Here is a 13,235-nt window from a genome sequence, read left to right as displayed (position 1 = left end):
CTCAGTTGCCCTCCCCACGCACGCCGCCCTGCTGGCGGAGGAAGTTGGCCAGCAACTCGTGGCCCTGCTCGGTGAGGATGGACTCGGGATGGAACTGCACGCCCTCGACATTCAGGGTCTTGTGGCGTACACCCATGATCTCGTCGAGCGATCCGTCGGCATGTTGGGTCCAGGCGGTGATCTCCAGGCACTCCGGCAGGCTCTCTCGCTTCACCACCAGCGAGTGGTAGCGCGTCACCGTCAGGGGATTGGCCAGGCCGGCGAATACGCCGAGGTCCTTGTGGTGGATCGGGCTGGTCTTGCCGTGCATCACCTGCCGCGCCCGCACCACTTCGCCGCCGAAGGCCTGGCCGATGCTCTGGTGGCCAAGACAGACACCGAGCAATGGCAGCTTGCCGGCGAAGCGCTCGATAACGGCCAGCGAGACGCCGGCCTCGTTGGGGGTGCAGGGACCGGGGGAAAGGACGATGCGCTCGGGCGCCAGGGCCTCGATCTGTTCCACGCTCAGTTCGTCGTTGCGCACCACCTTGACCTCGGCCTTGAGCTCGCCGAAGTACTGCACCAGGTTGTAGGTGAAGGAGTCGTAGTTATCGATCATCAGCAGCATGCTGGCTGTAACCTCTTGATTTCATTCTTATGCGAATCGCATCACCCGGCTTTCGCCACACCCGGTTCCCGGCGCGCTCGCGGAGGAAGGGGGAGTGGATCGTCGGCATTATGCCTGTGGAAAACGGGGGACGCAGGGAGACGTGACCGGCCAGGCCGGCGAAAAAGAAGTCAGGCGCGCCAGCGCCAACGGGCGAATGCCTTGATGAGGGAGGTGATGATGCTGCTGAGGTGGATCACGATAGCGGTCTCACGGAGCCATGTTGGGGAACATAGCCCAGTGGGGAGGATGGGTGCAACAGCGGGATGTCGGAAGGAAGGCCGATCCGAGAGGATCGGCCGAAAGGTTTAGCGGCAGGCACGCAATGCCGCCTGCAATTCGAGTTCGTAGCCCTGCCGCTGGCGGCGCTCGGCGAGCAATGCGCGAACCTTGGCCTGCAGCGAATCGCCGGCCTTCAGCGTGGCGCCGGCCCAGCTCGGCGGGCGCACGTCAGGTACACGGCAGGGCACTGCCAGGGGAACCTCGACGCGCACGGGGCGAGGTGTCGTCGGTGAGGCTGCGCAGCCCGCGAAAAGCAGACAAAGCCCCAGCAGGAGACGAGTCATAGTCCCAGCTCCCGGTCGATCGCCGCACCTGCCGCCTGGCAGTCCGTGCCAATGTCGGGTTCCTGGAGCAGACGCACGGCCGCGGCATACTGCTCCGCGGCCTGTGCCCTGGCCTCGCCGAGTGCCTGCTCGACGTCCTTCGCGCGCCTCTCGGCGCTCGCCCGCACCGCCGCCAGCGCGCGCTGCTGCTCATCGAGCAAAGCCTCGAGCTGGCCGCTGGCGACGCGGCTGGCAGTGAGTTGGCCCAGGGCCTCCTCCAGTTGCGGACGATAGTGGCGGGCAACCAGGCCGCCGCCGAGCAAGGCGCCGGCCAGCAGGACCAGCAACACGGCCGGCAGGAGCAGAGCGAGCCGGCTCATGACAGCACCGTCCTGGCCCGCTGCCACAACGCCAGGCGCTCCGCCTGGCCATTCAGGCCGCCGTTGATGCGGCGGGTGATGGCAGCGAACTCGCCGCGGTCGGCCAACTCGTTGAGCCCGTGACCGGCCCACCACCAGGCGGCGCTGCGGGCCGCCGGCACGGGCTGCTCCAGGCGCCAGGGCTCGGCTTCCAGCGGCTCGCCGAGGGCCTCGCCGACCAACCGGTAGTTGGCACGCCCGGTGATCTGTAGCAAGCCACGCCCGCGGAAGCGCCAGCCATCGCCGGACGCTTCGTCGCCATTGCCGTTGCGCGTGGCGTAGGTGTTGTCGGCAATCGCCTGCGGATTGCGCGCCAGCCGCAAGGCCAACGCGTTGGGCTGCCCGTCGGGGCCGAGATAGCGACCCGGCCAGGTCGCCGCCAAGCCTTGGGCGCTGTAATTGAGGTTCTCCACCAGCCGGGTCAACTGGCTGCTTTCGTGGCCGACCTGGGCGAGAAACGCGGCACGCCGCGCCGGTGTGTCGATCTCCCTCTCGTCCATGGCCCGTTGCAACGCCACAACGAAAACGCCCGCGACGAGGCGGGCGTTGGGAAAAATGCGCAGCAATTGCTGCTCGGTCAGTTTCATCGATCCTCCTGCACTCCGATGGGTTTCAGGCGTCACCCCTTGCCGCCTCGGCCGCCGTTGCATTGCACGACAGTGGTCCATCCGCTGGAGCTGTAGGTGTGCTCCACCGAGTCGATCAGGAACTCGCCGTCGATTCCCGCCTTGAAGCCTTGGAGCAGCAGGCTGCGCTCGGCGAACAGGTCGCCACGCCCTGGCAGTTCCAGGCGCACACTGGCGCTGGAGCGGCTGAAGCTCGCCAGGCGAGCCTTCGCCGCCTGCTCGGCCTCTCCACGGCTGGTATAGAGGTGCCGGTCGACATGCTCGCCCATAGCCGTAGCCGGTGCCTTCGGGTTCTTCAACTCGACGCTCTTGACCTCGCCGCTGCCGGGCAATTGGTAGCGGGTCTTCACCGTTCTCATCAGGCTGCGGTCGTCGAAGGTAACGTCGAAGCTACCGACGTCAGCACGTCCCAACACCAAAGGTTCGATCCGACGCCCCGTGGCGCTCTGCCCGCTCTGTCGCGGCAGCACCATGAGCATGCCCTCGGCCAGCTTGGCGGTGCAGTCGTACTGGCGCGCCAGACGGGTGACGAAGTGGTAGTCGGACTCATTGACCTGGTCGACCCGGGCGATCGCCACCTGCAACGGACACTCCACGCGCCAGCCGTTGCGTGCGCCAACATCGCGGCAGACCTGAGCCAGGGTAGTGCCCTCCCAACCGCCGCTGCGTATCGTCTTGCCACTGCCGCGCATGTCGCCGGCCTTGGCAGTGACGGTCAGGCAGTCCGGCGGACCAGCCCACTGCAAGGTGTCCACGGTAAAGCGTCCCATGCGCATCAGTGGCTCGCCGGCATAGCCGAGATGAACCTCCAGCACCGCACCGCGCCTGGGTAAGGCCACCTGTCCATCGCGATCGTCGAGCCTCAAGGTCAGGCTGTCGGACTCCATGCCCGGCTTGTCCAGCAGGGTCAGCTTGAGCAGGCGGTCATTCAGCCGCTGGGTGACGTCGGTGCCGTCGGCAACGATACGGAAACTCGGTTGCACCTGGTTTCTCCAGAAAAGAAAAACCCCGCCAAGGCGGGGTTGCGGGTGAGCGGTCGATCAATCCCACAGGCGCACCTGTTCGACATTGACCACCGGCATGTCAGGGAAACTGATCAGCAAGCCGGCGCGGAATGGCTGCTGCTCATCGGCCAGCCCGGGATTGGCGTCGAGGGTCGCCTCGACGCAGCCCAACAGATGGCCATAGACGTGGTAGCAGAGGCTGTCCAGCATGTCGCCGTCAGCGGTTCGGCAGGTCGTCGCCATAGCGCTTGAACTCCAGGTCGAAGGTTTGTTTGCGGGGAGCGCCGTTGCCCAGCAGGGCGCTCTGGTTCTCGCTGATCCGCACCAGACACCAGAGGCCCATCTGCACCTCGCCGTAGCCGCTGCTCAGGATCAGCGGCTCACGCCGCTCCGCCAACCGGCGCAGCGCTTCGAGCTGCTCCAGACCGACGACCTTTTCCTGGTTACCTACCTGTCGACGCAGCGGGAATACCGCACCCTTGAGCAGGATGCTCTCCTCGCCCATGCCGACGCTCTGCAGCGCCGGCCGCCGACCCAGGCGCACCTGCCCGCTCCAGTTGTAGGCACTGTTGCGCTGCAGGGCGTCGAAGGCGGCAGTATTCAGGTTGAAGTAGAACGGTTGGGCATTGGCGGTCAGCGGCTGCAGTACCAGCAGGTGCGGCAAGGGCGCTGCGGCCTCGCTCGGGGGCGTCGCCGAGGGTGCCAGCAGCCACGACGGCAGCACCCCCGCCAGCGTCGGACTGATGTCGCCAGCGACCTTGCCGACCGCCTGCGCGGCACTGTTCACCTGGACCTTCAGCGCATCCAGGCGTTCGTCGATACCAAGCAACGCCCGGCTCGCCCGGTCATAGGTGGAGACCACGCGGTTCACCTTGCCCTGCGCCTGGCCGATGCCGCGCATGGCACGCTGCAGCCGGGCAGCCATTTCCGGCGATACGCCGGGCAGGTTCTCCAGCTCCGCGGCTGCGCCGCGGATCTCGCTGATCGCGCCGTTCACCGGAGCGACCACCTTGTCCAGACTCTTGCGTCCGGACTCGCCGGCGCGACCCAGGTACCTCAGGCCGGCCTGCAATTGTTCCAGATATGCCATGGGGACTCCTTAGACCATCGCCGGATCGTAGAGGCTGCGCCGCTGCCGCTCGTCGGCGAAGTCGACAAGCATGCGTTGCAGGTAGGGCAGCAACTCGTCGGCCAGACGCTGCGGCTCGTGTACGTTGCCTTGCACCGTCAGGTTTATCTGCGGCGCGAAGGTCCAGTTGGGCACAGCCGCGACGGGTTCGGCCTGTGGTACGGGCACCGCCGGCTTGTTGTCCGAGGCCGCCGGCGGATCGCCAGCCAGACTGCGTCCCAGACGCCCCCCCAGTTCGCTACCGCCCCAGGCGCCGATAGCGCCGCCAACCAATCCACCGATCAGCGTACCGACCACCGGCACCACCGAGCCGATGCTCGCTCCCAGAGCGGCGCCAGCCAGGGAACCAGCCAGGGAGCCACCGGCCTCGCCATAGGCGATGGTCTTTTCGCTCTCCGACAGGTCGCTGGAGTAGACCTCAGCAACATCGATCAACGACGAGGCCACTTGCAGCGGCGCGTTGCGTATGGGCAAACGCGACAGGCGCGGCAGCTTTCCTGCCATCGCCCCCAAGCCTCCTCCAGCCGAGAAGCCAAGGGATGGAAGGGAGCGGGCCTTCAGCCCACCGCCCTTGCCTCTCTTCCTGCGTGGTGTTTGACCGCGCTTTCGTTGTGCTGGCCTCCTCGCGGACTCCAGCGTAGAGTCGCCTCCCGGCACCGGCCAGTTGGTAACGAACACGCGCTGTATTTCGCTACCACCCGATACCCGGCCTGCACCCCGTTCGATCAGGTCGCCGACGGCAGCGCTCCCTCGCCGACCGAGCCGACCGCCACGCAACACGTCGATAGCGCCGCGCCCTCCCTTGTAGGCGAGATACCCGGATAACACCGCACCTGCGGCGGCGGTAAGACCGGCCGTCGTCCGCGGATAGGCTTCGAGCAGTTCCGCAGTCGACTCGCCGAGTACCGCGCTCCCCTTGGCCAGGTTGTCCAGATATGGATTCAGGGCGCTGCCCAAAGCGGTCTGCGCCCTCTCCCAACTGTCGCTGGAAGCCTTCCACAGCTCCTGGGACATCCCCTTGCGACGCTGCGCATCGCGCTCCGAAGAGCCTACGGAAGACTGCTGGGATTCGAGCAAGCCCTGGAACTCGCCGCGCGACGCTCGATAGGCTTCAAGCGCCGGCGACGCCTCACCGGCGCTGAGCTTGCCGCCCTTATCCCGATAGCGCGCAGCCAGCTCCAGGTTGGCCTCCAGCAGACTCGCTCCGTCCTTGCGCAGCGCTTCCAGGTCCCGGTCGTAGTCCTGGCCATAAGCGCGTTTCAAGCTGCCGCTGCCGACGAACTCCAGCCAGGCCTTCATCCGCACGTCCGCTTTGTCTGGCGTGGTGTTCTTTGCCTGAATCTCCAGCAAGGCCCCCAGTGCACCGACATCGCCGGCCGTGGCCTCTCCCGCATTGCCCAGCGCTGACAACAAGGCAGGCAGGCGACGCGCCAGGGCCTCACTGCCGACTCTGCCTTTACCCAGGACGACCAGGCGGTCGAGGGAGGCGGACAATTGCTCTGGCGAGTCCGAACCCTGGGCCAGTTGCAACGCTCGAACCAGCCCCGCAGCCTCGGCTGAAGCAATCCCTTGGCCAAAGCCGAAGCGGCCCGCCAGTCCCAGATTCATTTGCGCGGCGGCGAACCCCATGCCGGTGGCGTTCAAGTGCTCCAGCATGTCCAGCGTCGCCGTGCGTCCCAGGCCGCTCTGGCTGGCACTGTCCTGGATCAGGGATGCCAAGGCTGGCTCCCGGCCGACGTCCAGGCCGTTGCGGATCGCCAGGTCGCGCAACCGCGCTTGATAACCGGCAGCCGTCTTGCTGGCTTCCACGACCAGTCCGGAAAATGCGCTAGCCAATGGCATTGCCTGGCTGGCCTGCTCCAGCCGTTGCAGGCCGCGGACCTGCATATCCAGGCCACGCTGCATCTCGCCCAGTCGAGCGTAGGCATCGCCCGCGGCCCTGGCCTCGATGCCGAGTCGCTTCAGTTGCTCCTGGCGTTCGCCAAGCTGCCGGGCATGCTCAGCAACGCCGCGGTCCCCGACCTTGCGCATATCGGCGAGTTCTCGCTCCAGGCGTATGGCGTCTCCCAGCACATCTCTCAGGCTGGACGCCTGGCGGGAACGTTCCTGGAGACTGTCGAGCCGTGCCTTGACGGTCTCGAATGCCTTGCCCAAGGAGGGGTCGGCGATGCCGCCGATGGAGACCACCAGGTCCATGTCTTTACTCATGACGGTTCGTCTCGTCTGTTATCGATGTCCGCCTCCGCGGACCTACTGAAGTAGCGCGGGCGCCGCTCGCCTGGCGGACGACGCCGTCGCTCACTCCTCGCCCTCGGCGAGCCACCAGAGCAGGTCGCCCAGGGTCATGCGCTCCAGTTCGCTGGCCTGGAAGCCCAGCTCAATGGCCAGGCGCCTCGCCAGTTGACGCATACGCGAAGGTGTCGTCCGTGTCGTCTTGCACCAGGCGAAAGTAGGCTCCTTGCAGCCGCTGGTAGTCGCTCAGCTTCAGCCCCTCCAGGTCCTGGCGGCTGACCTGCGCCAGCGAGGCGAACAGTTGCAGTTCGCGCTCCTCGGCATCGTCGCCGGCCACCTTGCCGGCCAGGCGGATATCACGCACGGTGGGTGCACGCAGGGTCAGCGTGTCGACGCTGACCCCGTTGCACTGTGCCGGACGCGAGAGACGAACGAGGGCGGCGTCAGCATCCAGCGTCAGCCAGCCCGGCAGTCGATTCTCTTGGGTCATGTCCGGAGCTCCTCTTACAGGCCGAGGTCGTTGCGCATGCCGGCCAACTGGTCGACACCGTTGATCGCGCGGACACCGTTGACCGGATCGATCTCGTAGACCTCGCGGCCATCGACTTCCAGCTTGTAGTAGCTGACCGCAACGGCGTACTTGAACTCGGCTTTCTCGCCGGCCTTCCAGTCGCCCGGGTCGACCTCCTTGAGCAGGCCGCGCAGGGTAGCCACCACTGGCACGCTGGCGCCCTTCTGGCCCTTGAAGGAGCCGCGGAACACGCCATTGAAAGCGCTCTGGTCGGCCAGGCCGAAGAAATTCAGTGCTTCTCGGCGGGCACCGTTGGTGGAGAACTTGGCCTCCATCGCCTCCAGGCCCATGTCGATGGATACCGGCGCATCCATGCCGCCGGCACGGTATTGCTCGGTCTTCACAGCCAGCTTGGGCAGGGTCAGGGATGGCACGTCACCGGCGAAGCTCACGCCGTCGATGAACAGGTTGGTATTGGTCAGGGTTTGCGGAATCATCACGGGCGCTCCTTAGGCGACATCCAGAACTTCGGTGAGCCACTGATCGGTCACCTCGACACGGAAATTGGGGTTCTCGGCAGGCGGCACATCGGTGAAGCGGATGTTCCAGTACACCTTGCCCTGGGCCAGCTGGCTGGCGCTGTTCAGGTCCGGGTCGGCATAGACCTCGAAGTTGATCACCGCGCCCTGGTTCTTCAGATCGCGCATGAAGGCGCGCAGGCCCTCGGTGACATCCTTCACGTAGGTCTTGGTGATGCCGCGGTCCACCGCCCACTTGTGCCCGGCGAGGATCGCATCCATCACCAGGTCCATGGTCCGAACGCGGGTGACGAAAGCCCACTTGCTGTCGCTGGACAAGGTGCGATTGCCCCACAGGCGATAGCCATCGTCGCGAATGATCGTGGCGATATTGGCGTTGTTGAGCAGGTTGGCGCGACAGGTCTCATCACCGTCGAGGAACTCCACCGGACGGCTGGTGCCGGTGATGCCCTTGATCTCCTTGTTCGACGGCGAGGACCAGAAGCCGTACTCGGCGTCGGTCCAGGCGAACAGGCCGGCGGCGTAGGCCGAAGCCGGGGCCTTGCGTGCGGCATTGGTGGCGCTGTCCCAAACCTGCACGCCCGGGTCGACCATGAACAGGCGCTTGCTGCCGAAGTTCTTGGCGTAGGCGACGGCCGCCTCGTCGGTGCTATTGGGACCATCGAGAATGGCGATGGCCCGCAGTTTCTCGGCCAGCCCGTCCATGGCGGTGGCCACCGCTTGCTGGGCCGAATGACCCGGCGCAACTAGTAGACGCGGCTGAGCATTGAAGCGGCTCTTGCCGTCTAGCAGAGCCTGAAGTCCGGTGCGCTCGCCGGCGGCGCTGACACCACCTATGACGGCGCTGGCCTGGGCCTCGGGAGTCTCCGCGGCTTCCACGCCCACCGCCACGATCACGGCCTGGGCACGGTTATAGATGGCCTCGCAGGCCAGGTAGATAGACGAGCCGATGCCGAACGCCGCGGCGGCGTCCTTCTTGCTGGTGAGCAGCACCGGAACGTTGGGCTTGGCGCTTGCCTGCGCCCCCGGCGTGAACACATCGCAGAGGCCAATGACGGAGCTGGCCGGCAGCGCGATGGTGCGCGCACCGATATCGACGTTGGTTACCGTAACGCCGTGGAAGAAACTCATAGGTAGATCTCCATTAATGAAAAACCCCGCACGAGGCGGGGTTCAGGGGGTGATGAGCGGTTCGAGCCACAGCGGCGGCTCGGGTCTTGCGCCTAAATCAGGAAACGCCGCGGATGCCGGCCAGTCTCGAAGGCTGGCGCGGTACAGCGTGAGTTCGAGCAGTTGCGCCTGGTTCAGGGTCGTAATCTTGCCCAGGTCGAGCTCATCCCGGTGACGGGCGATGGGGCCATCAGTAAGCGTCAACTGGCGATCGCGCCAGATGCGCTCACGGTGGGCCAGGACCTCTTCTGCCGGGGCCGGCGGGTCGATACAGAACGGACGGCCGGCGGCGTCGGCGACGATCTGCTTGCCCTCGCTCTGGGCTACCAACAGCGCCAGGTATTCAGCTTCCTCGAGGGGATACATCCGCGCGTCGATGGGCATGCGGTCGCCGTGGACATCCTTCGAATAGAAACCGCCAGTGGCGGCATGGAAAAAAATCATGGGTCACCTCAACAGCCAATGGCCACAAGCCTGATCGCATAGTTCTGGACCGCACCGTGATACTCGGTAGCGACGATCACACACCCCGTGGTGCTGACGCTGACATCTGCGAGGGTGACGGTCGATGCCGACGTCGCCGGCCGCCCCAGTTCCTTGACGCTCGGCACCACGTGCAGGCAGGTAGTGGGAAACGCGATCGGAAAGGTCAGCGAGCGGTTGACGATTCCACCCGGATGATCGCCGACACTCACTGTCATCCACTGCACGATGAGTCCTGTATCGTTATCCTTCCACCAGCCATTCAGCGATCGGTTCGCCGTCGCGGGAACCCCAGCCCCGATATTGTTGCGCGCCCCCGCTGCCGTATTCGAACCAAGACCGCCGCGCGCCAGAGGCAGGATGCCCGACGTGATCTGGGCGGCGTCGTGGTTGTGGCCAGTAGGCGGAAAGGTCGCTGGCTTTCCTGGCAGGGCGGCCCACGTAAAGCCACTTTTCAGCAGATAGTCGTTCGGATTGAAGTCCGCTCCATGCCATACACGCCGCCATGGATACCAGGTGTTGGTGTAGCGGCAACGAAAATAGAACCCTTCACCGTCATAAACCTGGTATGTCTGGTAGATGAAATTGGTGCCTGCATTATGCACTTGAAGCAAGCCGGCCCGGGGGACCGGGTAGTTCGCCCCACTTTCGGCCTGTGCATTGGCCGTCTGGTACCACCATCCCGACGTGATCAGCGAGTTGAGATTGACCGCACCGCCCAAGGCCCCGTCCGCCTCCTTGCTGAACGAACCACCTATGTCGCAGCGCTTCCAGGGCAGCCAGTCCCGGGCGCTAGGGTTGGCCGCGTAGGACACCCGTACATACATCTCGGATGTAGCGTTGTAGCTCGTTGCAATCTGCGAAGCATTGCCGTTCTGATCCGGATAGAACATCGACTGGATGTAGAAGTACCGTCCGGCAACAGGTCCGTTCGCATGATTGGTCAGCATCAACGGCACGGTCGCGGTGTTCGGATCGCTAGTGGTCGAGACAGCAGTAGCCAACCCGCGCGCGAATACCGGCAAACGCTGCTCGGCCAGCACCCCGCTGACCAACTTCGAAGCATCCAGCCCGGGAATGTCCGTCGCCGCCAGCGCCATTCCAGCAGTCACCCTTCCCTTCGTATCCACGGTCACCTTCGGATAGCTGCCCGCTGCCACACCGGTAGCGGAAAGACTCAGCGGCGCAGAAACATTGGCACTGCCGTCGAAGGTCACCGACCAGGAGGCATCGCCACTGGCTGCCAGGCTACGCGGTGCGGCCAGCCTGCTGGATGACACGGCGTTGCCATCGACTCGCAGCGCATCGGTGATGCCATAGCCGGCCAGGGTGGTGGCCTTGTTCGCTTTCTGCGCCAGTTTTCCGTCGGTATCGGCCTTGGTATAGGCATCTCCGATCGCATAGCCGGCCAGGGTGCTCGGATTGCTGCCCTGGGTGACCACCCCGTTGGCGTTCACCGTGACCGAGCGATAGCTGCCCGCCGTCACGCCGGAAGGCGCTAGGCCAATGCTGCGGTCGACAGAAAGATCGCCCCCACCGACCAGGCCATTGCCAGCCAGAATCTTGCGGCCCTTGAAATCGGCAGCGACCTTTTCCTTCACCCAGTCCTGAGTGGCGTAGATGATGCCGTTGTCGATCAGCAGCTGGACATTCTCCAGGCCGGAGAGCGCGATGTTCACCCGAATGGTCTGGGTCCGCGCACTGCCACTTTCCATTGCAGCCTTGTAGCTGGGCGGGCAGTTGGATACCGCGACGAACTTGCCGTCGGCATCCTGCAGGCCGATCTCGCGGATCCAGAAGCCACCTACCTCAACTGGCAGCACCACCTCGGCAACCAAGGTATTGGCGTTCTTGTCGGAAACGAACAGCCGATTCAGCTGAGTCCGATGGCGTTGGTTGATCAGGCTCTTCTGCGCCGCCGAAGGCAATGGATCCGGCGTGTCGCCCGGCGCACCGCCGGCATCGCCGATCAGCATATGAGTCGGCTGCCATTTCTTGCCTGCTGCACTGGCCGCAGCCAGCGCAGCGGCACCTATGTCGGTGAGCAGGCCACCGTATTTCGGAGTATTGGTCGTCATGTCACTGTTTCCAGGGGAAGATTTCCAGGGTGTCGCCGTCGGTCACGGCCAGTCCGTGACGGGACCGGATTACCGGGGTGATGCGCAGGTCCAGGCGGGTCAGGTGTCGGCTCACCGGGCGGACGTCATCGAGCAAGCGCTCCAGCTCCAGTACGGTGCCTTCGTCGATGCCACGGTCGCTGACGTCCACGGTGATCTCGAAGGTCCCCGGCACGCCGGTCGGGCTTCGCTGCCACCATTCGGTGACCTCGCTCAGCGCACCGATCGGCTCGACCACTTGGCGCAACGCGGTCAGCGTGCCTTTGCGCTGGTGCAGGACGAAGGACGTCGCTACCGCATTGCGCTTGGCCTCGTCGCTCCAGTCCGGGTCCCAGCGGTCCACCGAGCGCGTCCAGGCCAGGTAGGGCAGCAAGGCCGCCTCACAGCGTGCCGGATCGTTAAGCTCACGAAGCGGCACCGGCAGTTCGGCAGGCAATACATCACCCAGAGAGCGTTCCAGAGAACTCCTGTTTGGCGGCAGCAGTCGGCTACTCATCGACGCCTCCCAAGGTGATCGCGTACCCCGTGCAATAGGCCGCCTGGGTTTCATCCAGGACCACGTCGGCCGCAGGCTCCTGCAGTTCGACGCGCTGCACGCCTTCGACATGCAGGGTGGCGAACAGGGCCGAACGCCGGATGTCGCGGCCCAGGCGGCGCTGGGCGGAAATGTAGTCGCGCAGCGAAGCCTCGGCGGCGGCACGGATCAGCTCGGCCTCGGGGCCGGGAAACAGGTAGAGCTGCGCCTTGACCTGATAGGGAACGATTCCTGCCGAGCGCACCGTTACCCGATCCGCAACAGGACGCACGTCCTCCGCGTTCAGCGCCAGGCGCACTGCCTGCAACACCGCTTCCGGTGCCTGCCCGTTGCCTTCCACCCCGAGCACGCTGATCAGCACTTCGCAGGGCGCCGGACTGGTCGCAGAGGCATCCGCCACCCTTCCATCCGCGCCCAGCGCATGGGCTATATAGGCGTTCCGCGGTCCTGCGACGGACAGCTGCTCGAACGCGAGCTGGATGCGATTGCGCAGCGACTTGTCGCTCTCGTATTGCGCCTCCACCGGCGGTACCGCCTCGGGCTGAGCGGGCCTGATCAGCAAACGCTGCACATTGAAGCCGGCACCGATCTGGTCGAGATCGGCACCGCTGGCGTATGCCAGCATCACCGCCCGCGCCGCATCGTTGATCCGCGCCCGCAGCAGCAGTTCTCGATAGGCCGCCAGTTGCAGAAGCTTGAGAACCGGATCCGACTCCACCTCCGCTGTCCATTCTCCAGCCATGGCTTCACGGAAGTCGCCCAACAGCTCTTGGTAAATCGTCTCGAAATCGAGGTTTTCGATAACCTCTGGCTCCGGCAACTGGGAAAGATCGATGATCACGCCGAGACCTCCATATTGATGTTCTCGCCCTCGAACACGCCGCTCAGGAGCAGATCCACGCGGCCATCGACGACCGCGACGACTCGCACGGCAGACAATGCGATGCGCGGTTCCCAGCGCCCCAGGGAACGGGCTACCTCGGCCTGCACGGCGCTTTTCCAGCCTTCGCTCACCGGCATGTCGACCATCCGCCGCAGCTTGCTGCCGTACTCGGGGCGCATGCGCCTGCTGCCCAACGGGGTGGTCAGGATGTCCTCGACGGACTGTTTAAGATGAGCCAGGCCGGACAGGGGCAGCCCGCTACGGCGATCCATCCCGATCATCGCCCCGTCCTCCCGCTCCGGCAGAGACAGGCCGCGCCTGGCTCCGAATGGCTGTGAGTGTTGCCCATGGCGAACTCCGCAAACGAAAAGGCCCGCTCGCGCGGGCCGGTTGAAT

16 protein-coding genes are annotated in these 13,235 nt (G+C 65.2%); all 16 read right to left on the bottom strand.

Annotated features, from left to right (window positions below; translation table 11 throughout):
* Position 1 precedes the first annotated feature (1 nt).
* The 16 genes from ACYAF3_RS14680 to ACYAF3_RS14605 all read right to left on the bottom strand — a co-directional run bounded on the left by ACYAF3_RS14680 (position 2) and on the right by ACYAF3_RS14605 (position 13,120).
* Entirely contained in the window at positions 2-607 is a 606-nt protein-coding gene (locus tag ACYAF3_RS14680; protein ID WP_003101640.1) for an aminodeoxychorismate/anthranilate synthase component II, read from the bottom strand.
* A gap of 347 nt (positions 608-954) precedes the next feature.
* Positions 955-1,212, bottom strand: coding sequence for a hypothetical protein (locus ACYAF3_RS14675; RefSeq protein WP_003118919.1), 258 nt, complete (start codon positions 1,210-1,212; stop codon positions 955-957).
* A complete protein-coding gene (locus tag ACYAF3_RS14670; protein ID WP_003101639.1) occupies positions 1,209-1,571 on the bottom strand; it encodes a hypothetical protein in 363 nt (120 codons plus the stop codon). The genes ACYAF3_RS14675 and ACYAF3_RS14670 overlap by 4 nt, the downstream gene beginning before the upstream one ends.
* Positions 1,568-2,197, bottom strand: coding sequence for a glycoside hydrolase family 19 protein (locus tag ACYAF3_RS14665; protein ID WP_073658338.1), 630 nt, complete (start codon positions 2,195-2,197; stop codon positions 1,568-1,570). The genes ACYAF3_RS14670 and ACYAF3_RS14665 overlap by 4 nt, the downstream gene beginning before the upstream one ends.
* Positions 2,198-2,229: 32 nt before the next feature.
* Entirely contained in the window at positions 2,230-3,219 is a 990-nt protein-coding gene (locus tag ACYAF3_RS14660; RefSeq protein WP_003121851.1) for a phage late control D family protein, read from the bottom strand.
* Between the two features lie 57 nt (positions 3,220-3,276).
* A complete protein-coding gene (locus tag ACYAF3_RS14655; RefSeq protein ID WP_003101635.1) occupies positions 3,277-3,483 on the bottom strand; it encodes a tail protein X in 207 nt (68 codons plus the stop codon).
* On the bottom strand, positions 3,458-4,330 hold the full coding sequence (locus ACYAF3_RS14650; protein ID WP_003085182.1) for a phage tail protein: 873 nt from the start codon (positions 4,328-4,330) through the stop codon (positions 3,458-3,460). The genes ACYAF3_RS14655 and ACYAF3_RS14650 overlap by 26 nt, the downstream gene beginning before the upstream one ends.
* Positions 4,331-4,339: 9 nt before the next feature.
* Positions 4,340-6,577: a hypothetical protein gene (locus tag ACYAF3_RS14645; protein ID WP_003101633.1), complete on the bottom strand. Its 2,238-nt coding sequence runs from the start codon at positions 6,575-6,577 to the stop codon at positions 4,340-4,342.
* 169 nt (positions 6,578-6,746) lie between these two features.
* Positions 6,747-7,091: a phage tail assembly protein gene (locus ACYAF3_RS14640; protein WP_003085178.1), complete on the bottom strand. Its 345-nt coding sequence runs from the start codon at positions 7,089-7,091 to the stop codon at positions 6,747-6,749.
* A 14-nt stretch (positions 7,092-7,105) separates the two neighbouring features.
* Complete coding sequence (locus tag ACYAF3_RS14635; protein ID WP_003085175.1) at positions 7,106-7,609, bottom strand: phage major tail tube protein; 504 nt, start codon at positions 7,607-7,609, stop codon at positions 7,106-7,108.
* 12 nt (positions 7,610-7,621) lie between these two features.
* Positions 7,622-8,782 carry a phage tail sheath subtilisin-like domain-containing protein gene (locus ACYAF3_RS14630; protein WP_003109051.1) on the bottom strand — a complete coding sequence of 387 codons (1,161 nt, stop codon included), beginning with the start codon at positions 8,780-8,782 and terminating at the stop codon, positions 7,622-7,624.
* A 42-nt stretch (positions 8,783-8,824) separates the two neighbouring features.
* Positions 8,825-9,265: a tail fiber assembly protein gene (locus tag ACYAF3_RS14625; RefSeq protein ID WP_003085172.1), complete on the bottom strand. Its 441-nt coding sequence runs from the start codon at positions 9,263-9,265 to the stop codon at positions 8,825-8,827.
* 8 nt (positions 9,266-9,273) lie between these two features.
* Positions 9,274-11,382 carry a phage tail-collar fiber domain-containing protein gene (locus ACYAF3_RS14620; protein WP_023088788.1) on the bottom strand — a complete coding sequence of 703 codons (2,109 nt, stop codon included), beginning with the start codon at positions 11,380-11,382 and terminating at the stop codon, positions 9,274-9,276.
* A 1-nt stretch (position 11,383) separates the two neighbouring features.
* A complete protein-coding gene (locus ACYAF3_RS14615) occupies positions 11,384-11,917 on the bottom strand; it encodes a phage tail protein I (protein ID WP_003137385.1) in 534 nt (177 codons plus the stop codon).
* Positions 11,910-12,797 carry a baseplate assembly protein gene (locus ACYAF3_RS14610; RefSeq protein WP_003085151.1) on the bottom strand — a complete coding sequence of 296 codons (888 nt, stop codon included), beginning with the start codon at positions 12,795-12,797 and terminating at the stop codon, positions 11,910-11,912. Before ACYAF3_RS14610 ends, ACYAF3_RS14615 begins: the two co-directional genes overlap by 8 nt.
* Positions 12,794-13,120, bottom strand: coding sequence for a GPW/gp25 family protein (locus ACYAF3_RS14605; RefSeq protein WP_003085143.1), 327 nt, complete (start codon positions 13,118-13,120; stop codon positions 12,794-12,796). Before ACYAF3_RS14605 ends, ACYAF3_RS14610 begins: the two co-directional genes overlap by 4 nt.
* Positions 13,121-13,235 lie beyond the last annotated feature (115 nt).

Source organism: Pseudomonas sp. TZ252 (genome assembly GCF_056110345.1).
The sequence above is the reverse complement of the archived record's forward strand: the minus strand, read 5'-3'. Positions and strand labels throughout refer to the sequence as shown.